This window comes from Leptolyngbya sp. FACHB-541, from assembly GCF_014695875.1.
Lineage (GTDB): Bacteria > Cyanobacteriota > Cyanobacteriia > Elainellales > Elainellaceae > JAAUTN01.
In genome coordinates this window covers 12,673-36,220 of the sequence record NZ_JACJPC010000077.1, presented here as the reverse complement: position 1 = coordinate 36,220, position 23,548 = coordinate 12,673, and the positions used below count along the sequence as shown (strand labels likewise).

19 protein-coding genes are annotated in these 23,548 nt (G+C 50.6%); 11 read left to right on the top strand and 8 right to left on the bottom strand.

The features are described 5' to 3' along the window. Positions 1 to 5: 5 nt before the first annotated feature. The 3 genes from H6G00_RS17170 (at position 6) to H6G00_RS17160 (ending at position 6,870) form a co-directional block, all read left to right on the top strand. Entirely contained in the window at positions 6 to 3,593 is a 3,588-nt protein-coding gene (locus H6G00_RS17170; RefSeq protein ID WP_190797692.1) for a CHAT domain-containing protein, read from the top strand. Positions 3,594 to 3,721: 128 nt separating this feature from the next. Then, positions 3,722 to 5,857: a protein kinase gene (locus H6G00_RS17165; protein WP_190797691.1), complete on the top strand. Its 2,136-nt coding sequence runs from the start codon at positions 3,722 to 3,724 to the stop codon at positions 5,855 to 5,857. 74 nt (positions 5,858 to 5,931) lie between these two features. Continuing rightward, entirely contained in the window at positions 5,932 to 6,870 is a 939-nt protein-coding gene (locus H6G00_RS17160; RefSeq protein ID WP_190797690.1) for a COP23 domain-containing protein, read from the top strand. Between the two features lie 6 nt (positions 6,871 to 6,876). Here the strand turns inward: H6G00_RS17160 and H6G00_RS17155 are convergent, their stop codons facing one another. The 6 genes from H6G00_RS17155 to H6G00_RS17130 form a co-directional block, all read right to left on the bottom strand. Further along, positions 6,877 to 7,518 (bottom strand): hypothetical protein, encoded by a 642-nt coding sequence (locus H6G00_RS17155; protein WP_190797689.1) that lies wholly within the window; start codon positions 7,516 to 7,518, stop codon positions 6,877 to 6,879. 183 nt (positions 7,519 to 7,701) lie between these two features. Then, positions 7,702 to 9,312 (bottom strand): NAD(P)H-quinone oxidoreductase subunit 4, encoded by a 1,611-nt coding sequence (locus H6G00_RS17150; protein WP_277881901.1) that lies wholly within the window; start codon positions 9,310 to 9,312, stop codon positions 7,702 to 7,704. A 601-nt stretch (positions 9,313 to 9,913) separates the two neighbouring features. Continuing rightward, the gene (locus H6G00_RS17145) at positions 9,914 to 10,462 is read right to left on the bottom strand and encodes a GNAT family N-acetyltransferase (protein ID WP_199318548.1); all 549 of its coding nucleotides are present in this window, start codon (positions 10,460 to 10,462) and stop codon (positions 9,914 to 9,916) included. Between the two features lie 264 nt (positions 10,463 to 10,726). Then, on the bottom strand, positions 10,727 to 11,203 hold the full coding sequence (locus H6G00_RS17140) for a phycobilisome protein (protein WP_190797687.1): 477 nt from the start codon (positions 11,201 to 11,203) through the stop codon (positions 10,727 to 10,729). 93 nt (positions 11,204 to 11,296) lie between these two features. Next, positions 11,297 to 11,782, bottom strand: a complete 486-nt coding sequence (locus tag H6G00_RS17135; RefSeq protein WP_190642782.1) for a 2Fe-2S iron-sulfur cluster-binding protein — start codon at positions 11,780 to 11,782, stop codon at positions 11,297 to 11,299. A gap of 23 nt (positions 11,783 to 11,805) precedes the next feature. Continuing rightward, positions 11,806 to 12,738 (bottom strand): hypothetical protein, encoded by a 933-nt coding sequence (locus H6G00_RS17130; RefSeq protein WP_190797686.1) that lies wholly within the window; start codon positions 12,736 to 12,738, stop codon positions 11,806 to 11,808. Positions 12,739 to 12,971: 233 nt separating this feature from the next. Between H6G00_RS17130 and H6G00_RS17125 the strand changes: the two genes are divergently transcribed. The 4 genes from H6G00_RS17125 (at position 12,972) to H6G00_RS17110 (ending at position 18,151) form a co-directional block, all read left to right on the top strand. Further along, positions 12,972 to 13,991, top strand: coding sequence for a LysR family transcriptional regulator (locus tag H6G00_RS17125; protein WP_190797685.1), 1,020 nt, complete (start codon positions 12,972 to 12,974; stop codon positions 13,989 to 13,991). A 12-nt stretch (positions 13,992 to 14,003) separates the two neighbouring features. After that, the gene (locus H6G00_RS17120) at positions 14,004 to 15,518 is read left to right on the top strand and encodes a serine/threonine-protein kinase (protein WP_190797684.1); all 1,515 of its coding nucleotides are present in this window, start codon (positions 14,004 to 14,006) and stop codon (positions 15,516 to 15,518) included. A 29-nt stretch (positions 15,519 to 15,547) separates the two neighbouring features. Beyond that, a complete protein-coding gene (locus H6G00_RS17115; RefSeq protein ID WP_190797683.1) occupies positions 15,548 to 16,975 on the top strand; it encodes an ABC transporter substrate-binding protein in 1,428 nt (475 codons plus the stop codon). 96 nt (positions 16,976 to 17,071) lie between these two features. Next, positions 17,072 to 18,151 (top strand): substrate-binding domain-containing protein, encoded by a 1,080-nt coding sequence (locus tag H6G00_RS17110; RefSeq protein ID WP_190642787.1) that lies wholly within the window; start codon positions 17,072 to 17,074, stop codon positions 18,149 to 18,151. 85 nt (positions 18,152 to 18,236) lie between these two features. On the opposite strand, the gene H6G00_RS17105 is transcribed toward H6G00_RS17110, so the two are convergent. Then, entirely contained in the window at positions 18,237 to 18,929 is a 693-nt protein-coding gene (locus tag H6G00_RS17105) for a Crp/Fnr family transcriptional regulator (RefSeq protein WP_190642788.1), read from the bottom strand. Between the two features lie 288 nt (positions 18,930 to 19,217). On the opposite strand from H6G00_RS17105, the gene H6G00_RS17100 reads away from it, so the two are divergent. Next, a complete protein-coding gene (locus H6G00_RS17100) occupies positions 19,218 to 20,213 on the top strand; it encodes a DALR anticodon-binding domain-containing protein (RefSeq protein WP_190797682.1) in 996 nt (331 codons plus the stop codon). Positions 20,214 to 20,499: 286 nt separating this feature from the next. Beyond that, positions 20,500 to 21,543 carry an isochorismatase gene (locus H6G00_RS17095; protein ID WP_190797681.1) on the top strand — a complete coding sequence of 348 codons (1,044 nt, stop codon included), beginning with the start codon at positions 20,500 to 20,502 and terminating at the stop codon, positions 21,541 to 21,543. 52 nt (positions 21,544 to 21,595) lie between these two features. Here the strand turns inward: H6G00_RS17095 and H6G00_RS17090 are convergent, their stop codons facing one another. Next, positions 21,596 to 21,766: a hypothetical protein gene (locus H6G00_RS17090; RefSeq protein WP_190642791.1), complete on the bottom strand. Its 171-nt coding sequence runs from the start codon at positions 21,764 to 21,766 to the stop codon at positions 21,596 to 21,598. Between the two features lie 271 nt (positions 21,767 to 22,037). Between H6G00_RS17090 and H6G00_RS17085 the strand changes: the two genes are divergently transcribed. Together H6G00_RS17085 and H6G00_RS17080 are read left to right on the top strand one after the other, a co-directional pair. Next, positions 22,038 to 22,694 (top strand): sigma-70 family RNA polymerase sigma factor, encoded by a 657-nt coding sequence (locus H6G00_RS17085; protein WP_190642792.1) that lies wholly within the window; start codon positions 22,038 to 22,040, stop codon positions 22,692 to 22,694. 201 nt (positions 22,695 to 22,895) lie between these two features. After that, positions 22,896 to 23,492: a zf-HC2 domain-containing protein gene (locus H6G00_RS17080; RefSeq protein WP_190797680.1), complete on the top strand. Its 597-nt coding sequence runs from the start codon at positions 22,896 to 22,898 to the stop codon at positions 23,490 to 23,492. Positions 23,493 to 23,548: the final 56 nt, after the last annotated feature.

The following is a 23,548-nucleotide window of genomic DNA, read 5'->3' as shown; positions in this document are numbered from 1 at the left end:
CCGCTATGATTTCTTCTACGCCGGGTGTTTCGCTATCTTCTGGTCAGGAACATACACGGGGTGGTGCGATCGCCTCTCCTCTGCCCTCTGTTGCTTTTGCCGTAGGAACGTTTGCTGTAGGAACGCTGCTTATTGTCGGCACAGTGGCTACCCCAGCCGCAGCTCAGTCTATTGTGCCTGCCAATGACGGGACAGGGACTCGCGTTAGGATTGATGGCGATCGCTACATTATTCGCGGCGGGCTGCTTTCAGAAGATGGTGCCAATTTATTCCAGAGCTTTGAGCGGTTTGGGCTAAGCCCCAATGAAATTGCCCTATTTCGCTCTGACCCAACGATTCAAAATATCCTGGCACGGGTAGTGGGGGGCGATCCTTCTTTAATCAACGGCTTGCTTCAGGTCACGGAGGGCGACTCAAACCTGTATCTGATGAATCCTTCTGGAATCCTATTTGGTGCAACTGCACGGTTGGATGTACCCGCCTCGTTTACCGCCACAACTGGCAACGGAATTGGATTTGAGCAAGGCTGGTTTAACGGCTCAGGGGCAAATGATTACACCAGTTTGGTCGGTGCGCCAACTCAGTTTGCTTTCACCATGACGGAACCGGGGGCGATCGCCAATGCAGGTAACCTCAGTGTTTCTGGAGGGCATTCCCTGACGCTGCTAGGTGGCACCGTTACTAATACAGGAGAACTCGCTGCACCTGCGGGACAAATTACCCTAACCGCAGTTTCTGGCGCAAATCGGGTACGGCTGAGCCAAGCAGGTCATTTGCTTAGCGTCGAAATCGAACCTGTTGCAGCTAATCCTCAGTCTGGTGAACCTACCCCATGGACGCTGCCAACTGCTTCGCTACCAGAACTGCTCACGGGTGGAAGTGCCAGCAATGCAACTGGACTGCGGCTCAACCGCAATGGTGAAGTTGAGCTAGTTGGCTCTGGTATTGAAATTCCCAATCAGGCAGGAGTGGCGATCGCCTCCGGGAGGCTGGACGTTTCCTCAACTGCTCCCGGTCAACCTGGCGGCACAATCCAAGTCTTGGGCGATGTCGTTGGACTGATAGAAGCCAACATAGATGCTTCTGGCAGTGGCGGTGGCACCGTACTGATCGGCGGCGACTATCAGGGGCAAGGCAGCATCCCTACTGCCTCACGCACTCTGATTGATCGTGACTCTGTGATCAACGCCAATGCCGAGGAGAGCGGAAATGGTGGTCGAGTCATCGTTTGGGCAAATGATACCGCTGCATTTCACGGCAGCATCAGCGCTCAGGGGGGAGATTCGGGCGATGGTGGCTTTGTTGAGGTGTCGGGTCACGAAAACCTGATTTTTAGAGGTACTGTCAACACCAGCGCGGCTAATGGGCAAGTCGGCACTTTGCTGCTCGACCCGTTGAACATCACAATTGTGGCAGGCGATGGCGCTGACGATGATGCTCAACTGCTAGGCGATAATGCAGTCCTAGCGGGTGATGGAAATCCCGACGAATCATTCACCATTTCTGAAACAGCAATAGAAAATGCAGCCGCCTCTGGCAATCTTCAGCTAGAAGCAACCAATGACATTACGATCGAGTCGCTTTCAGACGGTGTTCTTACCCTGTTTAGCCTTGGCACCTTTGAATCGGGTCCGGTTCAGTTTCGGGCGGATGCTGATGGAGATGGCGTAGGCACCTTCTCCATGAATCTGAATGATACGCTCGATACGAATGGCCGTAACTTAGACATTTCCGGTGCAAACCTGCTGCTTGGCAATATCAACACCTCCAGCGGCGGCGATGGCGGCGACGTGACGCTGAATGCAGTCCGTGCGATTCGGGTGAATACAATTAACACTCAAGGCTTTGAGGGAACAGGCGGAACGGTAAACATTACCGCAGGGCGGCTGTTTCGGGTGCTGGATAGTTTTAGCGATCGCAATGAAATCAACGCCAGCATTTCCACGTCAGGCTTAGGGGGGGGTGGCTCTATCAGCATTCAGCACGATGGCGGTAGGACCGAAACTCCTTTCACCATCGGCACTGCTAACCCTACCAATGGCACTGCGGGTGCCATTACCACAGGCGAATCAACCTTAACTGCCGCCAATTCACCTATCATTGGCACCGAATTCGTGCTGGGTAACATCCAAGTACTCACTTCTGAACCCACTCCCACTCCGACTCCAACTCCCACGCCCACCCCGGCTCCCACTCCGACTCCAACCCCCACGCCCACGCCCACCCCGACTCCAACCCCTACGCCCACTCCCACTCCTCCACCCTTTAACGAAGAGGAACTCCTTCCCCGCAACCCTCCCAACCCAACACCAGAAATTGTCAGCCGATCGCCCGTTAGTATTGATACGGCGATCGCCCCTCTGGAAGAGAACTTTACCCAGGAGTTTGAGAACTACCTGGGATTGGAAAATACTCGAATTCGGTCGCTCGACGAAGCAAAGGAAATCTTGCAGGAAATTGAAGACGCAACGGGAGCCAAACCTGCGTTTATCTATGTCAGTTTTGTGCCTGAGTCGCTGAGTTTGTTGCCCGGATACACCCCTCAGGACAGCGATCAACTGGAACTAGTAGTTATTACCAAAACAGGACTAACGCGCAGACGAGTCCCAGAAGCCACTCGTGCTCAAGTTTTAGCTGCTGCCCAGTCATTTCGTGGGGAAGTGACCAACCCTCGCCGTACCCGCAGCACCAGCTATCTAACATCGGCTCAACAGCTTTATCAGTGGCTCGTTGCCCCAATCCAGCCTGACTTGCAGGCTCAGGAAATCAACAATCTGGTATTTTTGCCAGATGTAGGATTGCGATCGCTCCCCTTCTCCGCCCTGCACAACGGTGAGCAATTCCTGATCGAACAGTACAGCGTCGGTTTAATGCCTAGTCTGAGCCTGACCGATACTCGCTATGTCGATATTAAAGATGCTCAAATGCTGGCAATGGGCGTTTCTGAGAGCACCCAGGGGCAAACCCCATTGCCTGCTGTGCCCGTCGAGCTTTCCACCGTTGTGCTAAACCTCTGGCGCGGCAGAATCTTTCTCAACGACAACGCTACAATCGCCAACTTACAACAAATCCGCACCGAGCAGCCCTTTGGCATCATTCACATGGCAACCCATGCTGACTTTGTAGGTGGTCCAGTCAACGACTCCTACATTCAGCTTTGGAATGACAAGCTGCGAATGGATCAGGTGCGGCAGCTTGGCTGGAATGACCCCGCTGTAGAAATGCTGGTGCTGAGTGCTTGCCGGACTGCCCTGGGAGATGAACAGGCAGAACTGGGTTTTGCCGGACTAGCCGTTCAAACAGGAGTAAAAACTGCGGTTGCAAGTCTCTGGTATGTCAGTGATGCTGGAACAGCCGCTTTGATGACGGGCTTCTATCAATCGCTAAGCACTGCTCCCATTAAGGCAGAAGCCCTACGGCAAGCACAAATTGCGATGGCGCGAGGTGAGGTGTATCTGGAAGATGGACAGTTGCGTGGACTGGAGGGAATTGAAGGGTTAAACCTTCCCTCTGCCAGCTTGGATATTAGCAGTCGTGAGCTGTCGCATCCCTACTATTGGGCGGCGTTTACGATGATTGGTAATCCTTGGTGAATCACTGTTGCTGCTTTAGGGTGCCGCTGCTGCCAAATCCTTATGGAAAATTCATCGAGCAGCTTGTATTTATGTCTGGGGACAGATTTGCTTCGTGCTAATTTGATAGACAAAAACACTGAATTTTTATGCTGGGTCAAGTTGTTGGAAGTCGCTACAGGATCTTTAAGCACCTGGGGGGCGGTAGCTTTGGTCAAACTTACCTAGCAGAAGATGCGTACATCCCCGAAGATAACCTTTGCGTCGTCAAGCAGCTTAAGCCGCAGTTCACTGACCCGCTAACGCTACAGGTTGCCCGACGGCTGTTTGAATCCGAAGCAAAAACTTTGCACAAACTGGGTAATCATGGTCAAATTCCTAGGCTTTTAGCCCATTTTGAAGAAAAGCAAGACTTCTACCTGGTTCAGGAGTTCATCGAAGGGCATGATCTGAGCCGTGAACTGCTGCTGGGCAAGCGCTGGTCAGAGGTAGACGCAATCAAGCTGGTGTGGGACATCCTCGAAGTCCTGAGCTTTGTCCATCAGCATCAGGTCATTCACCGCGACCTCAAGCCCTCCAACATTCGGCGGCGGCAGCGCGATGGCAAGCTGGTGCTAATCGACTTTGGTGCAGTCAAGCAAATCAGCACTCAGGTCGTAACTTCCCAAGGCAAGACCATGCTAACGGTTGCGGTAGGCACAATGGGCTACGCGCCCAACGAACTGCTCAGCGGTAAACCTCGTCTATGTAGCGACATTTACGCCGTTGGCATGATGGGCATTCAGGCATTGACCGGAATGTATCCAGCTGAGTTGCGAGACGACCCAACAACAGGCGAACTCGTTTGGAGAGACGGAATTAACGTCAGTCCTGAATTTAGCCAAATTTTGGATGGTATGGTCTGTTATGACTTCCGCCAGCGCTACCAGACTACGCAAGAAGTGATGCGGGCACTGGAGCCACTGATGGCATCCACCGAATCTCAACGTGTCGCTCCCCCGCTTGTAACTCAGCCGCCTGAAATAATGACCGTTCCGACTGCTCCTGTCTCTCTGTCGGGACTTCCCCTTCCCCCAACGGAAGTTAATCTGCAACTGCCAACGCTTCCCGAACCAGACTCAGCTGCAGTTCCCGTAGCTGCTGCCAGCAGCGTTCCTGAGACTGAAGTGGTGTCTGTTGACCCTGCTTCTGCTCAGTCCTCCCCAGATCCCGTAGTAACCAGTTCCTCTGCACCAACGGTGCCTGTGACTGCGCCTCCTTCCGTACCCCCTGGTATGCAGGTTGAAGGGATGCTGGGTGCGTCGGTTCGGGCTGCCTCCTCATCTTCACCACCAACCGTTCCCCTAACGGAGCCGCCTTCTCCTCCGGTACAAGTGCCGCCGACTGTGGCTTCTCCCCCCTCTGAGGGGACAGTCGTGCAGTCTCCTCACTTCCCTTGGAAGTTTCTAGGGGTAGGAGCAGGAGTGGCAGCGGCGATCGCCACTACCGTCGTTGGGTTAAATTACTACAACCAGTCTCAGCGCCAATTTGCTCTGGGTCAGATTACTTCCTTGAAGATGGAAGGAAACCACGAGGAATGCGTTCGCACTGCGATGGCGCTGTCTGGGGACGCACAGGCCCAGCAGCTTTTGGGAGAGTGCCAATTAGCACGGGCACAGGCATTGGCAGCCAGCAATCGACTCAAAGATGCCATTCTTGCCGCCAACGAAATTGCTGAAGGTCATTCTGCCCATGAGGAGTCTCAGAACCTTGTGGGTGAGTGGTCTGAGCGAATTCTAGAACTGGCAGCCGAGCAATATCAGGGTGGAAAGTTAGAAAACGCCGTAGCAATGGCGGGGGCAATTCCTGAAACTAGCTCAATCTATGAGCAGGCGCAGGCGCAAATTGTCTCCTGGAATCAGGAATGGGAAGCCGATGAGGGGCTGCTGAAAACTGCCCAAGAAGCGGTAGATCAGGGTGAATGGCAGGCGGCGATCGCCGAAACCGAAAAAATCGCCAATGAATACTGGAAACAGCAAGCAGCTCCCCTCATAGAAAAAGCCAACACCGAAATCTCAGCAGCCGAGCAAAGAGCCGCTGAGCGAAGGGCAGCCGAGCAAAGAGCTGCCGAGCAAAGAGCCGCCGAGCAAAGAGCTGCTGAACAACGTCAATCCCAACCCCGCCAACGCCAAACCAGCCAGCGCCGCTCTCAAACGCAGCGTCAGCGTCCTGCGACCCAACCTCAACCTCAGCCCCAAGCTCCCACTTTCACCGATCCGGATTGCCCCAGTGGAGTTTGTCTGTAAATAGGCAAATTCGAGACGCCTCCTTCTTAGCTTTTCCCCCTCATTCTTCACCTTTAGAACTAGAACAAATATCTATGAAATTAGCTAAATTCCTAGTTGCTTTACTGGTTGGCTCGACTGCAACAATTTCGCTGCTGCCAGGGTTACGTCAGCCCGTTCAGGCACAAACAGGGTCAGGCTTTTACTGCGACGAAAGCCGTGAACCCCCGGTCATGGTTGCTGCCGGGAATGGGCAAGTTATTGACTTCATTACCTTTACGTCTGCCTGGGCACCCCCACCCTACACAGCTGAGGTGCGCTGCCAGGTCATTTCTGCCCGATTTCAACGAGTTTTTGTTAGAGATGGTGCGTCCGCCTTTTCAAACGCAACTTTTGGCTACCTAAATAACGAGCCAGTCATGTGCCTTTCGAGAAACACGCAGGATCAACAGCGAGGCATCTGTGACCCCGAAAACATTCTGCTAACCTTCCAAAACGAACTCCAGGGCTGTTTGTTCATTCCCGCGTTTGAAGAAAATCTTTTTCGCCAAGGTGTCCAGGGCGACTCTAGCGGCATTACGAGAGAGCAGTGTAACCGCCAATTCTCTGCCCAAACACGACGCGGTGACAGTCAGGCTCGTCAAACATTTCTTGCGCTGAATCAACAGCAGGCACCCATCAGCAGCATTCCCTATAGCTCCACTACTACGGGTTCAGGGGATTATCTTTTACAGGGACAGGGTACTTTAGCAGCGGGTGGACCAGTCCTTACCGATGGCTCTCTGTTTAGAGAACACCTTCTCTCCGGTACAGCAGGTCAGACCGTTACCATCACGCTAGAGAGTAGTGAGTTTGATACATATCTGATTTTGCTGGGCCCCAATGGCGATCGCGTCGCCGAAAATGACGACATCAGTTCAGACAATCTCAACTCTCAAATCACCGTTACGCTGCCCACGACTGGGGTTTACCGAATTCTCGCTAACTCCTACGACGCGACGGGTCAGGGCAACTACACTTACACCGTGCGCTAACTCTAGTTATTGAGGAGTGGTGAAGCGCTCAAAAGGGTTGGTTTGCCCAGTCAAACCGCCCTGACCAAACGAGTCAAGCAGAATGGCACAGTCGCTCTGAGGCAACTCCTCGGGCAAATCATCTGGGCTGACCAACCGTTGAGCATCAATCTCAGCCACTGGAAACTCGCAAATATAAGCTGCTAAAGGTTCTTGCTGCTGATTGTAAACTCTGGTGCTGTAGCCAAATTCTTGCGCAGCAGTACCCAGTTGGTTGATAAAGGTATAGCGCTCCAGGTAATTGTAAAGACTCCAGATTTGCTGATTGACAATCAGGTCTACTCGGCGCGTTTCGCCATTGCTGCCTGTGAAAGCAAACCAATTGTTCAGCAATTTGCCGCCAAACTGTTCGTCTGCCCACCACAGGCTAGGAAGAGTCAGGTCAGTTTGAGAAACGGTATCCGCAGTAATAACTGAACCGTCTGCTGGAACGGCTTCTGGCTGCAAAAATCGCAAGTCTGGCGGTGCAGTGTCCTGAATCAGGGAAAGGATGGTTTCTCGCTCAACTGCGATCGCCTTTAGCGGTAACCCTAAACTTAGAGCAAGAGCTAGAACTAGGCAAGAAAGGGAGTGTGGCGATCGCCCAAAAAGTTGCAGTCGCATCATCATGCTTGAACGTCTTTCACTTCAAGTCTAACCGCCAGAATTCTGGATGTCTGCAAGGCTTTAATCAAACTGCTTCACAAGTCTTTAGAAAACCTTGCCCTTTAAAAGATAGAGTGAGCCGGACATATCCTAGATACGTCCGGCTCACTCTATCTCGTTTAACTGTCCTGCCTAAACTGCTAGGGACTATTCGGCCAAGCTAGCCAGTTCCTTCGTTTCAGCGCCCAAAATCGGCGGTGCGAAGAAGGGAGGCGTAAAGATGCGAATCGGCTGTTCAGCAATTAGCGGTAGCACGTTTCTTGCTTGCGTTGCGACTGCTACGGTCTTCACATCATAGGTTTGCGTTGCCAGCTTCGGGTAAACTCCGATCGCCACAATTGGGACGAGCAGGCAGATCGCGATGAATGCTTCACGGGGTCTAGCATCGCTAAAGCTAAACTTAGCGGTTAGCTCGACATTCTCAGAACCGTAGAAGACTTCCCGCAGCATCGAGAGCAGGTAAATTGGCGAGAGAATCACACCCACCGCTGCCAGCAGCACAATCGCTGCCTTAAAGGTCGCACTGTAAGCATCGCTGGTGGTGAAGCCAAGGAATATCGTCAATTCACCCACAAAGCCACTCATTCCAGGAAGCGCTAGAGAGGCGAGAGAGCCAGCGGTAAAAAAGGCAAACACCAGTGGCATTTTCTTCGCCATGCCGCCCATCTTATCCATTGCCAGGGTATGAGTCCGCTCGTAGGTTACACCCGACAGGAAGAAGAGAGCCGCTGCAATCAAACCGTGCGACACCATTTGCAGCACTGCGCCACTGATGCCGAGCGTGGTGAAAGAGGCGATACCAATCAGGACAAACCCCATGTGAGCGATCGAGGAGTAGGCGAGTCTCTTCTTCAAGCTAGTCTGAGCAAAGGCAGTCAAAGAAGCGTAGATAATATTGACCACACCCAAAACTGCCAGCACTGGAGCGAAGTAGACATGGGCATTGGGCAGCATCTCAATATTGAAGCGAATCAACCCATAGCCAGCCATCTTCAACAGGACACCCGCCAAAATCATTGATGCTGGGGCAGGAGCTTCACTGTGAGCATCGGGCAACCAGGTGTGGAAGGGAAAAATCGGCAACTTCACACCGAAGGCGACCAGGAAGGCAGAGTAAATCAGCAACTCAAAGGTTAGGGAGTAATCCTTCATCCCCAACTCAGAGATGTTGAGAGTGAAGTTATCTCCGTAGAAAGCCATCGCAAAGGCGGCTAGCAGAATAAACAGCGACCCAATTGCTGTGTAGAGAATGAACTTTGTCGCTGCATAGGAGCGTCTCTCACCACCCCAAATCGAGATCAGCAGGTAAACCGGAACCAATTCCAGTTCCCACATGATGAAGAAGAATAAGAGATCCTGAGCGACAAAAACGCCAATCTGAGCGCTGTACATCGCCAGCATTAAGAAGAAAAACAGGCGTGGCTTGTGCTTCACCTGCCAGCCTGCCAGGATCGCCAGCGTCGTAATCAGACCCGTCAGGATAACCAGGGGCATCGACAGCCCATCTACTGCAACAGACCAGTTCAGCCCAATTTGAGGAAGCCAGCTATAGGTTTCAACCAGTTGATATTCTGGGTTGCGAAGGTCGTAATGCTGCCAGAAGGTGTAAATAATCAGCGCGAATTCTGTTAAGGCTGCTCCCAACGCATACCAGCGAACCACCTTGCCCTCTTGATCGGGCAGAAAGGGAATCGGCAGGGATGCTAGAAGGGGGAACAGAATCAGGACTGTTAACCAAGGAAATTCAGTACTCATCATGAGAGCCTACCCAAAAGTTCTAAGCGTGAAGGACATTCGGGTTGCAGAGTAGGCTTGCTACAGAGCAACACAGGCTCGATCTGTAAAGAAGCGCGTTTAGCTGAAGTGAGGAAGCGGGAAGAGAACAGGCGCTCCTGGATGAGATGGCTCTGCCCAAGACGACAGAGCAGATAGATGGCAGGTATCGCGAACCTATAAATCAAGAGGCTGTAACCTTGCAGGACTTCCACGAAGTTATCCTTGACAGATCGAGTCAACACTGGAAAATTAGATCCGGTAAGAACAATTACCTAGTCAATTACGATGATACCCCAGTTTTATTAAGCAAAGTAAAGTTCGGTACTAGTTTATTGCAGATTTTTAATGATTGTCACTAAAGATGTCACTCTATAAAGCCCGCGTAAAGCAAGCTTGAGGCAAAGAATACTCCCAAAAGTCTGGTAGCCTGGGGCATTAAGGTGGCTACCAGGTTCGCGACGTGAGGTTGCTGAGTGGTGAAAACTCTATAAAATTCCTATGCCCCTTTCTCCTAGTCGGATTAGCGATCGCCAACCAAACAATAGGAGCGTATCTGCCAGGGGCTTCGGTCCAACTAATATCTCTACGACTCTATAGAAGTGACGTACTGCTCTTGCTTAAAAGGTTGGAAGCCGCGCTTGAGGTAGTTGGGGAGAGCCGCAGGTGAATCTAAGGTGCAAGTGTGTAGCCAGACCCGATCGGGGTTCATACTCCAGGCTTGTTCAACTGCGTAGGTGAGTAAATGCTTGCCAAGTCCACGCCCGGTAAATTCTGGCAGTAGCCCAAAGTAAGCGATTTCGGTGGAGCGATCGGGGTGCTGTTTTAGCTCAAAAAATCCAGCAGGTGCGCCGTCACAATACAGTGCCCAGACGGATACACCAGCTTGATTTAGATGGGTAAGAATTTGCTCATTGCTCCAGGGGAGGCGATCGCACCAATAATACTCGCGTCCTACCTCTGTGTAGAGATAGCGATAAAAAGAGGCAGGACAGTTAACCACCCGTTCAATTCGCGCGCGCTCAACAGAGTCCTGAAAATTCTCCTCAATCCTGGCAGGTTTCAGATCATCAGGATGAGTCATTTGCAGGTAAGTTCGTGTTACCTCAATGTTCTGACTGGGCTGTTCGTCCAATTGCTTCTATCCCTACTTCACCTAGAGACTATCAGAACTTACATACTTTACCTGTATATACCAATTCCAAAAATTAGGGCTACAGATGGAAGGGCACCTCGCGGAGCGGAGTGCCCTTCCATCTGTAGCCTCTTTTTAGAGAAACGTTATTAGTGAGTTATGCCTTGCCTAAAAATTAAACTTTAAAGAGCAAACCGGAAGCATAGCAAGGCTATACCTCCGGTTAAAAACTGATTTTTCTAAAGCTGCTTAAAACTGCTGGAGTTAAGCCGTCACTCCCAGTGAGCGACGATTTAGCTCCAAAATAGGGCAGAAGAGGCTAGCTTGAATGGGAGTGAGGTGCTGTTTGACAACTTCTTGCATAATCCGATAGGTCATGTCGCAGCTTCGTTGAGCGCCAAAAGCCCGCATGATAGTTTGCATCCAGACCAAGAGGCGATCGCGCAAGCTATCGGGGTCATTTAACAGCATGGCAATGGTTGAATAGCGCAAAACGCGGATCGTGTCGCGCTTCCACTTGGCGCTGAGGTCTTCACTCCCGTTCTTCAGCAGTTCAGGGGCGATCGCCCGCATTCGCGCTTGCACCTGCTGGACAATGGATGCTTCTGCCGCCTGAAGCTTTTGATAGGTTTCAACTCTTAAATAGAAAGACTGGACATAGTCGCTGACAAACTGAAGTTCGTCGTCTGCAGCATACCGACCATCTACATTCAAGCTTAGGCGTTCCAGTTGACTCAACATTCCGGCTCACTCTCCAGTCGGTTAACTTTTATCAAGAATTCCCTAGCTTGAAATGTAAGTAACAGGAGTTGTTCGGCATCGGTTGTCCTTACTTTAAGCATCGGTTGTGTGAGAGAAGTACTGCCCTAGCTTAAAGCTGGTGGTATCTGCAATTTGCTTGAGTGTAGAGCGAGTAATTAGTTTCCCTGACTCAACAAGCACTTGTCCTGTAATCGGGTGAAGCAAATCCTGGTCAGCACGTCGCCCGATCAGCGCTTCAATATCTTGTAAAGAATTGATATACATACCGGGCGGCAGTTCTACAACCACCCCGTTGCCCATAACCCGGGCCTGGCAAGCTAGCCGAGAGTTCGTTTTGCAGGTGGTGATGACTTCCAGGGTGCGCTGTTCTCGGCGGTTGATCGGGGTGAGTGCGTTCATGCCTTTTGTCACATAGACATGGCAGGTTGCACACATGCCACGACCACCACATTCCCGCAACACGTCCAGGTCTTTGTTGATCAAGACAGACAGCAAATTGCCGTTGGTTTCAACAGAGGTTTCCTGGGCGATCGGTTCTAGCCTGACCACTTTTGCCATGGTGAATCTTCCTTGAAGAATAATTAAGCTTTATCCGCTAATAAGAGCCTTTTCTGTTCATCATCGAGTGCCGCTTGCCGAATGATGAGGGGGAAATCACGGATTACTTTGGCACAGCGTTCGATAAAGGCAGATACCCACTGTTGAATGTACTGATGTTGATTAATGGTGATGAAGTCGGAGCTGGCAATAGAGGCTGAGAAGGTAATTTGAGCAGACCGATCAATCTGAAAGTTGTTCAGCCATTCCACGGCAGGGCGGCTAGATTTCCAGTAGTTGTTGACGACGGTTGTGCCTAAATACTGAGTGGTGAACTGGCTAAGGTGGTTAAGCGCCAGCAACAATTCTTTGAGGTTGATCTGGTCGGTTATAGGGGAGGTGAGAGGGGCAGAAGCTGTAGATTGCGCTTGAGTAGGAGGACTATCTAGATGTTTGTTAGCTGAGTTTAACGATGGGGTCGGAGTGCCATTTTTAGTGTGGGTTTTAAATGGAGATTCCAGTTTAGTGGACCCTGAAGGGGATTGACCTTCAGCCGCCGCGTTCACCTCAGGACGCTGTTTCCAGTAGTTTTGGTTGGATAAGGTGATGTTGCCAGCCAGGAGACGAAAGGTGGCGATCGTGTTAGCGATGTCTTCTTGAAGCTCGATTTTTAGCTGTTCAACCGCCTGTAGGTAAGCTGGGTAAACCAGACTGCTCCCTGTTAGAACTAGAAGGATAATGCCGTGATTTAGCTTGTAGATATAGACTTGATGCCCGGTGAACTGAAATTCAAAGAATTCAAAGTCTGCTGGGGTTGTCTCTACAACCTGTTGGATGCCTTGAGCCAGGGCCTCTTTCTGCTGAAAGTTAAGGGATTGATCCACGCCAAAAAAGTACGGGCGCGATCGCCCATCCATTAGGGCAACTCCCGCAATTCCTGGTAAATTCAGAAAGTCCTGGACAACCTCCCGCTTCATAAGGACGCTCTAAGCAATAAGTTGTTTACTTCAGTGCGGCATATGCCAAACGGTAATCCAGGGAGGGCTAATCTGCTCATTGTGATTTTTGATCAACTCAGGTGATTTGCTTATCAGGTGACTTGCTTACCGACTCAGATATCCATCCATTATGGTTCTCCACCGTCCCATTTTCCTAATCGGTCTATTCGTTCTCAGCCTTTGGGCCTTATCTCCTTTCAGGTTTAGCACTCATGTCTGACCTTCCTTTTACTTTGGACCAGTTGCGGATTCTTAAGGCGATCGCTGCCGAGGGAAGCTTTAAGCGTGCCGCTGATAGTCTCTATGTTTCCCAGCCTGCCGTTAGCCTTCAGGTGCAAAACCTGGAGCGACAGTTGGATGTGCCTTTGTTTGACCGAGGTGGCAGGCGGGCACAGTTGACCGAGGCGGGGCATCTGTTGCTCAGCTATGGCGATCGGATTTTGACGCTGTGCCAGGAAACCTGTCGAGCGATCGAAGATTTACAGAATCTTCAAGGTGGCACCTTGATTGTGGGGGCAAGCCAAACTACAGGAACGTATCTGCTGCCTCGGATGATTGGCTTGTTTCGGCAGAATTACCCAGACGTAGCGGTGCAGCTTCACGTCCATTCCACTCGCCGCACTGCCTGGAGCGTAGCAAACGGGCAGATTGATTTGGCCATTATCGGCGGTGAAGTGCCTCCTGAATTACAGGACTCGCTAGAAATTATTCCCTACGCAGAAGACGAACTTGCGCTGATTTTACCTGTTTTGCATTCTCTTGCCCATTTGGGCACTGTGCAAAAAGAAGATCTTTATAAACTCCAGTTCATTACCCTCGATTCTCAATCCACAATTCGTAAGGTGATTGACCAAGTTTTGACGCGCTGCGGCATCGAAACTCGTCGCCTCAAGATCGAAATGGAGCTAAATTCGATTGAAGCAATTAAGAATGCAGTTCAGGCTGGGTTAGGTGCTGCTTTTGTATCAATCTCAGCGATTGAAAAAGAGCTGCAAATGGGCGTATTGCATCGCGCCCGGATTGAAGATGTGGTTGTCAATCGCACACTTTCGGTGATTATCAATCCCAATCGCTATCGCTCTAAGGCGGCAGAGGCTTTCTTTAAAGAGATCTTGCCGCAGTTTGCCAGCCATAAGCCTGTTGCGGTAGACGATAGGATTAATCAAGATGCAGCTGAGCCGGTTGAACCGCTCTCATTGGAGGCAACCACCTCCAAGCCTGGGGGAAAGTAAGTCACGAGGTTTATGGAAGTCCACTGCACCCGTCCAGTTTGCCCTCGACCCGCCAACCATTTTGCTGACCTGGATAACAGCGCGACGCTGAAGACAGTGCAGCAAAAATATTGCACAGCCTGTGGGATGCCGTTGATTTTGGTGGGGCGCTATGTACCGCTAAAGCTGCTGGGCAGGGGTGGTTTTGGGGCTGCGTACTTGGCCCGCGATCGCTACACGCCTGCGATGCGCCAGTGTGTGGTGAAGCAGTTTCAGCCTGCGGGTGATCTCAGTCCGGCCCAGCTAGAAATGGCTCAAAAGCTATTTGAGCGGGAAGGCGAGGTCTTGGAGGAATTGGGCAACAAACATCCTCAGATTCCTGACCTGCTGGCTTTCTTTGAATTAGATGTACCCAGTCGCACTCCTAATAAGCCCGATCGCTTCTTTTATCTGGTGCAAGAGTTTATTGACGGGCAGGACATGGAGCGGGAACTGGAGCAAAAGAAACAGTTCTCTGAAGCAGAAGTCTTGGAAGTGCTGACCGAAATTCTCAAGGTGCTAAGGTTTGTTCACAGCAACGGCTCCATTCACCGTGATATCAAACCTTCCAACATCATGCGCCATCGGGACGGTCGGCTGTTTTTGCTAGATTTTGGGGCGGTCAAGCAGCTGACTTCAGCCGCCGCAGTTCAAGGAGGCAGGGCCTCAACTGGAATTTACTCGATGGGTTTTGCGCCACCCGAGCAAATGGCGGGTAACGTGGTTTATCCAGCGACTGATCTCTACGCGCTTGGCGTTACCTGCATTACGCTGTTGACGGGAAAGCAACCCGATGAACTGTATGACTCGTATGGCAACGAATGGACGTGGCGAGCCTATGCTCAGGTGAGCGATCGCCTGGAAGCGATCCTCAACCGAATGCTGCTGCAGTCTCCTAAACAGCGCTTTCAGTCGGCGGATGAGGTGCTAGAAGCGCTTGCCGGCCCAACTGCCAGACCTGCATCACCGCCCCCGCCTCCACCCCCACCCCCGCCTCCGCCACCCCCGGTTCCCTCATCTGGATCAGCCGCTGCTGTTAGGAAGGCACCCCCTCCTCCCCGCCCTTCTAGTCCTGCGCCTGCGCCATCCCCTGCACCTACGCCTACACCCGCTCCTGTCGCGATGCACCCGGCTGCTCAACCCGGAATGCAGCCTGCTGTACGCCCCTTTTCGACCTTGGAATTGATTAGAGGCGCTGGATTTACCGGCTTTGAAGCAGGGCTGCTGGCGATCGCCATTTATAGCTTTTCGGGGTCTTTGCTCTTCAGTGCTGGGTTACCGCTATTGGCGATCGCCGTTTTAGTCTTGCTTCAAACCCGTCGCGTCATTGAAGGATGGGACTTGCCGATTATTGGGGCAGTGACACTAGCGGTGGTTGCCTTCGTGGTGCTGCGAACAGGAGAATCGCTTTCAACCCTAGTCATTCTGGCAGGGTTGGTAGGACTGCTGGCGATCGCTATTACGGTTATTTTCCGCCTGATTTATGCGCTGCTGTCCCGCTTCATCTAAGAGACATGTAAGAGAGGTGCGAACTTGCTATGGCTCAGAAAAATGAAACTCCTGTTTTAATCGTGTCCCTGTTGCTGACGTTAGCGCTGCTTGGTGGTGGAGCCTGGTGGGTGTTGAATCGGTTTGCTCCAGGAGCGCTGACTCCAGGAGCTCAAAATCCAACAGCGGCAAATGGTGATTCTGATTCTCCTCAAAATGCAAGCAATACACCGACTCAAGAGCGCCTGAGTTCAGGAGAAAGAGTCTTGTTTGCGGAGACATCGCCTGAAAAACAGGCAGGCGTGGAAGCGATCGCCTCTGGCAACTTTGAGCAGGCCGTTTCCGATCTAGAAGCCGCGCTCCAAGCCAATCGAAACGATCCGGAGGCATTGATCTATCTCAACAACGCTCAGATCGGCGATCAGACCGCTTACAGCATTGCCGTTCCGGTTCCAGCAGCAACTTCTGCAAATCCAGCTCTAGAAATTCTTCGGGGTGTTGCTCAGGCTCAAACCGAAATCAACCAGGCAGGTGGCATCAACGGTGTGCCGCTAAAGGTGCTGATCGCCAATGATGACAACGACCCCCAGGTGTCCCGACAGGTTGCTGAAGCGCTAACAGAAAACTCAGAGGTGTTGGGTGTGATCGGGCACTTTGGTAGTGAGGCTACGCTGGCAGCGGCAGAAATTTATCAGAATTCTGGGCTGGTAATGATCTCGCCAACGAGTACGTCAATGCAGCTTTCAGAAGTTGGTAACTATGTGTTTCGTACGGTGCCTAGCGATCGCTTTACTGCTGCAGCGCTTTCTCGCTACATGGTCAACACCTTGCAAGCTCAAAATGCTGCAATTTACTTTAATTCTGAGAGTGACTACAGCCAGTCACTCAAGGATGAATTTACAACGGCACTTTACGGGGATGGCGGACAGATTTTGGCAGAGTTTGACCTGGCTGACCCCGCTTTTAGCGCCGCAGATACGCTTCAACAAGCTGCTTCACAGGACGCTGAAGTCCTGGTCTTGATTGCTAATACGGCTACGCTTGATCAAGCGCTGCAAGTCGTAACGGTCAATCGTGGGCAATTGCGCTTGCTCGGTGGAGATAGTATTTACAATCCCAAGACGCTTCAGGTAGGTGGAGAAGCTGCTGTTGATATGGTGGTTGCAGTGCCTTGGCACATTCTCTCGGACCCCCAAGCAGCGTTTGTTCAATCTTCTCGAAACTTCTGGGGAGGCGATGTTAACTGGCGAACAGCTATGGCCTATGACGCAACGCAGACTTTAGTTGCGGGTCTGAAAAGTAACCCGACCCGTGAAGGTATTGAACAAACGCTAAGTGCTAGCAACTTTGCGACCGAGGGCGCAACGGGTACGATTCGGTTTTTGCCGTCGGGCGATCGCAATCAGGCAGAGCAGCTTGTGATCATTGAACCAGGATCTCGTTCTGGTTATGGTTACGATTTCGTGCCTGTGCAGTAGCGACTGCTTCAACAATTCAAATCGGTTAATCAAGCCTTAAATCTATAGAACTATTCTGTAGAACTATAAAGGGTGTGCGATCGCACCTCAGCAACTATGGCTCAAAAGAACGAGACACCTGCCTTGATCCTCTCTCTGCTGATCACGATCGGCTTGATTGGCGCTGGCGCTTGGTGGTTTACCCGCTCCAGTTCTGGGGTTGGCGATTTGCTTGGGCGAGGAACTCCAGGTTCTTCCACATCGGGTTCCAGTTCGTCGTCTGCACCGCCGCCTGTCCCTGTTGCAGACAATTTTGCAGGAGTGCCCAACGTTCCTTCTGGTTTGTTTAGCTATGGTGGCAGCACAACTTGGGCACCTATTCGTGGGCAGATCGATCCGGTAATTCAGAGTGTTTGGTCTGGCTATCAACTGCGCTACACCAACCCTCCTTTAGGAGAAACACCTGGCTCTGCTAGCGGCATTCGGATGCTGCTCGACAATCAGCTTACGTTTGCTCAGTCTTCGCGTTCTCTCAATCCCCAAGAGTATCAAGAAGCAGAACAGCGCGGCTTTACCTTGAGAGAAATTCCGGTAGCACTGGAAGGGATGGCGATCGCCGTCAACCCTAACCTCAACCTTCCTGGGCTAACTCTGGATCAACTGAGAGATATTTATACCGGGCAAATTACAAACTGGAGCCAGGTTGGCGGCCCTAACCTACCCATCACCCCCTACTCCCGTCGGGTCAACGATGGTGGCACCGTAGAATTTTTTGTCGCAAACATTCTGGGTGGACAAAATTTTGGCAGCAATATCAGCTTTATCGACACCACCACGCAAGCCCTGCGAGAAGTTTCAACTAATCTAGGTGGAATTTACTATGCCTCGGCTCCGGAGATTGTAGGTCAATGCACAGTGAAGCCCCTTCCCTTGGGTGCCCGTTCTGGCGATTCTTTTGTTGCACCCTACGTTGAGCCGTTGATTGTTGGTTCTCAATGTGGCGGCTCGGCTGAGCGGACTCAACTCAACTCCAATGCATTTCAAACTGGTGCATACCCCATTACCCGCAGACTGTTTGTTGTGGTTAAGCAAAACGGTCAAATTGATCAGCAAGCTGGAGAAGCTTACGCCAATTTACTGCTCACTGATCAAGGGCAGGCACTAATTGAAGAGTCTGGGTTTGTCCGAATTCGTTAAAGACGGCAAAAAAAGCGCCCCTTCTATCAGCAGAGGCGCTCCTAGCTATTTTGTCCGAGCCTGCGAGGCTACAGCAATGTTTGGCTTATCGCTGGATAACAGATTCAGCAGGCAAACAAAGTAAATTGTCGCCATAGGTACGAATTAGCGATCGCTGTCGGAGTTTACCCATCAAGCGGGTTACTGTAACCCGAGTTGAGCCAATGGCGCTACCAATTTGAGCGTGAGTCAATGCCCAAGGCAGACAATATCCCTCCTCGCAAGGTTCACCAAACTCTTCAATTAGCAGGGTCAAAAACCCTAACAGGCGGTCAATGGTGCGACGCTGCCCCAGCGTACTTAGCCACAAAAGCTTGCGTTGATGCTGATAGCGAAAAGCATCCAGCACTTCACGGCGAAAATGTGGCCAATTATCCAGGTCGTGCCAGTACATCCAAATCACAGCAGTGTTGTCAACATGGGCAAAACTCTGCAATGTAAAAGGCGACTGAGCCACAATCTCAAAAGGCTGTCCGGCACCCACAAACCCTAAGAATGCTTCTTCAGAATTAATTCGGGGTAGACGAGAAGAGTTGCTGGCAGTTGCGCTCACCTGAGCTTCGCCCACTAATCGCACAGCTCCTCGTTGAACTAAATAAAGGAGTCCAGGTCGAGCCGGGATCTTCTCATCCTTGGCAAAAGTCCGACAGCGATAATGTTCTTGAGCCCAGTCCAAAATTCTTTGCCAAGTGAGGAAAGGACGGGCTGTCTCGGGTTGTTGTGAGGATACTGAGTACATAGTCGGAAGCTCGAAGAATCAGTGAATACTCTGGGAAATCATTTATGAATTGAGTGCGCTAGGGGGCTGGACTCAACTCCTCAAACCGAAATTGGCCAACAGGGTAAGCCAAGCTTAACTTCATCTCACCCTATCCAGGTAGGGAAAAATACGTAGGTCCTCTTATTGCATGACGCAGACTGAACTACAGAACTACTCCTTATTATGAAAGTGAGCTTTTTTTGACAAATTTTGCTATTAGGCAAACAAGGAAAGCTCCTGTGTGTCGTAAGTAACAAACAGATTGCAGTGAAATTGCTCTCGACCGATATTGCACATATCGCCCTAAAGCCAATTTTGATCAGACAAATACAAGAAGCTATTCGTTTGTCGAAGGAAATAATACGCAGAGACAAGGTATCGGATCTATCTTGTAAAGGCTATCTATCTAAAGATATAGAGCAGCCTCAAACTGTTCCGCTCAACCGAATTAATCGAGGCACTTCTGAGATTGAGTACGTATCCGCGATCGCTCTAAAGCTCTCAAGGCTACCAGGTGAATCAGTGGACGTTGTTCAAACAATCGATGCTCAGACAATCAGTGCGTATTTAACCAATTCAATAAAAGCTGTTGGAGACAAAGCTATAGTCCATCAACCTTTGTCTGATGCGCTTTGGCGCAACTTCACTGTTAAGGTTGTCCCCTCAGGATGGATTCATCTGCAACTCAGTGACTTGGGGCTGGCTAGCTGGCTACAAATCCTAACTGAACGGTCTATTCGCCTGGGCGATCGCCTTAGGCAGAAAAATGTTCATGAAAATGATAACCAACTTTTGCGTAATTCTACCAGGTTATTTGAATTGCAGTACGCTCACGCGCGATGTTGTTCTCAAATTTATCTGGCTCAACAAGTAGGACTGCTGAGTTTGTCAAAAAATTCATCTGAATGTAGCTTTAGTGAATTTCAGTTGGAGTCTGTTTTAACACCGAAACCTTTTCCCTGGCTCAATTCAAGGCAGTTACTGCGGTTCCAACACCCCGCTGAACACAAGCTCATTTCTCAACTTGTAGCCACGGTAGATACACTTTCTGATGCACCTTCTCAGCGCTCGATCCTGAAGGTAGGCGAAAACCTTAGCCAAAACTTCATCAAATTCCACGCCGCCTGTCGTGTCTTTGCAGAGATTAAAACCGCTGAACCAGAATTAGCTCAAGCTCGGTTAGGACTCGTACTGGCAACTCAAGCTGTTCTAAAAGCTTTACTAGAAGAAGGCTTAGATGTTTGTGCACCTATGAAGTTGTGAAGCGTGTCACACCGTTGTGAAATTTCCTTCAAACTAATGACAAATCGGAGGGGGTCTGCTAGAGTTATGTCAGTGTGAGGAGCGAACCAGCAAGGGCATCGAGACGAAACACGGTCAGTCGTCGATGCCCTTTCTGATTTCTTAAGGTCTCCAAGATTTTTTGTATTTGATTAGATCGAATATAAGTAGAGCGGGCGTGGGGAAGTAGTTCCCCACGCCCACTTTGCTAATTTGCATAAACTTCATTCTACGTAGCTTCAAAAGATCCTAAAACCAGGAGAAGACGATGAGTGCTAAAACCCAACTTCCGATTCCCACACACTTTGACTCAGCAAAGGTAGGAGAAGTGTGGCGCGTTCCCTATCAGGATCGGGCAAAAGAGGCTGCAAGTTGGGCAAGACAGCACGAACTGCAATCTGCTGTGGATGACAAGACAAAAATTTGTCTGCTAGCAATCGATGTCCAAAACACGTTTTGTATTCCTGGGTTTGAGCTATTTGTAGGCGGCAGATCAGGCATGGGTGCCGTGGAGGACAACGTGCGCTTATGTGAATTCATTTATCGCAATTTGGGGGTAATTAGCGAAATTGCACCGACGATGGACACTCACACTGCAACTCAAATTTTTCATGCGGTGTTTTGGGTGAATCAGGCGGGGGAGCACCCGCCCGCAATGACGATGATTTCCCTAGCGGATGTGGAGCAGGGAGTCTGGCAGGTTAATCCAGCGATTGCTCATGGAGTGGTGCAGATGGACTACGCCGCACTACAAAACTATGCGTTGCATTACGTTCGCAAGCTTGATTCAGTTGGTAAATATCCTCTGACGATTTGGCCTTACCATTCCATGCTGGGCGGAGTGGGGCACGCTTTGGTGTCTGCGTTTGAGGAAGCTTGTTTTTTTCACAATTTAGCTCGTCAAAGCCAAACCAACCTGGAAATCAAGGGCAGCAATCCTCTGACAGAAAACTATTCGGTGCTTCAGCCTGAGGTGCTGGAGGACCAGGAAAAGCGAGCGATCGCCCAGAAAAACACTCAATTTCTACAAAAGCTGCTGAAATTTGATGCGATCGCGATCGCCGGTCAAGCCAAAAGCCACTGTGTTGCCTGGACGATCGATGATTTATTAACTGAAATTCAAGCAACTGATCCAGCCTTGGCAAGCAAAGTATACCTGCTAGAAGATTGTTCGTCTCCAGTTGTGGTACCCGGTGTGGTTGACTTCACCGAGCAGGGAGAGTCTGCCTTTCAGCGGTTTGCAGAAGCCGGAATGCACCTTGTTAAGTCAACTGACCCGATTGAGGCTTGGGTTGGACTAAATTTAACTTGAGCATTTTTTGGGAAACTTGCAAAGTTCACTTTGAGTCCTCTTATTAAGAGGTTCATCGTTGCGATAGGGTGCCAGCCATCTTAATAAAGCTTTTATGAATCAGCGCCTCAATTACCGTGCTGAAGCTAGTTATAGAGTATTGGCGATCGCTCAAAACTAGAGCCAGAGCCAAAGCTTGATCAGTGTGCAGATCAAAAACCGTCCCACAGATTGGCTCAGCCATTTCGCTGAAGACGATAAAGTTAAGCTGCTTCAGGTGGAAAACTCAAAACTAAAGCTTAAAATTTCTGGAAGTTTTAGGATGAGCAAACCTTCTGATCAGTTCAGTTCTCAGACACTCTGAGTCGTGAACTCCTAGCTGTACCGCTCAGCCAAACTTGAAAAAGACCTGATGCGGATTTGCAGCCTAGTAAACCTTATGCAGTATCTGTGGGAACTTCTCAGACATGCCAGCGTCATCAAAAGACGGAACCTCTCATAGTCAAGCGTTGCCGATGAGTCATCCTTTTCCCGTATCTTGGTCAGTGGCTGGGGCAATGCCTCAAGTTCCAGTGCAAGCTGAAAAACTCTCTAACTATGACCTGATCCTGCAATGTCAAGTTGGGTTACGCCCTGAGAAAGCCGCTTTCGCTGAACTGCTTCGCCGCTATCAGTCCCACGTCGAAAAGGTGCTATACCATCTGGCTCCTGATTGGTCAGATCGCGCAGATCTGGCTCAGGAAGTCTGGATTCGGGTTTATCGAAATATTCGCCGATTGCAAGAACCCTCTAAATTTCGCGGTTGGCTGAGTCGTATCGCAACCAACCTGTTTTATGATGAACTCCGCAAACGTAAGCGCATCAGCAGTCCATTGTCTCTTGATGCACCTCGATCTGTGGAAGATGGTGAGATGGATTGGGAAATTGCCTCGGATGATCCCGGGCCAGCAGAAGATTTAATCACTCGCGAGTTTTATGACCAGTTGCGCGAGGCGATCGCCGACTTACCCGAAGTCTTTCGGACCACAATTGTACTCCGGGAAATTGAAGGGATGGCCTATGAAGAGATCGCCGAGATTACAGGCGTTTCTTTAGGAACCGTAAAATCTAGGATTGCTAGGGCGCGTCAGCGGCTACAGTATCAGTTGCAGAATTATCTTGATGGTCGATAACAAGGTCAATTGAGGAGGTGGATGAGCAATGGACCAGGTTAGAGACGATTACGCCGAATTAATGATTTTGCTTCAGGTTGGTGCTTGTTTCAAGCCACTTAACCTATGATCTGACTAGATGAGCATCGTTTGCCACTACGTCAGTCACTTGCTCGATTTCGTTGCTACGTATGACCTGGTACTTGACTTTCCAATCTGAAAATGACCTCTAATTTTGGTGCTCGTAACGATTCCAATCAACCGTCACACCGTGATGTGGCGGATGGAATGGACAATCAGCAGCCCTTGGGTGCATTAGATAACTTAAAGCGTGATCGCTTTGAGCTGCTGAGTGCCTATCTGGATGGCGAAGTAACTGCGGCGGAGCGTCGCCAGGTTGAAGGCTGGTTACAGAATGATCCAACAGTCCAGCGCCTATACAGCCGTCTTTTAAGATTGCGTCAGGGAATGCAGTCTCTTCCCATCCCTGCTCCCGAACAATCCGCAGAACAAGCTGCGGAACAGGTCTTTTCTCGGCTGAGCCGCCGACCCAAAATAGCTCTGGCTTGGGCAGGGGTGGCGATCGCCGCAACATTCGTGGGTGTACTATCGAACGTGTTTTCTCCGGGTTACCAATCTCCTGCACCGCAGGTTGCTGAGTTTCCCGATGTCCCTGATGTTTCTACCACTGCGCTGATGATTGCTGTAGACCGTCCGGTCATCGAGATTCCTAAAGCTCCAATTTCTTCACCTGATGTGAACGGGGGAGACAAACCCTACGAATCTAGGTCATATCTGAACAATGATGATGTCCGTTAACAGACGGATTGTTTAACTACAACTTAATAGAAGAGAAATAGAGGGAGTGACCTGTG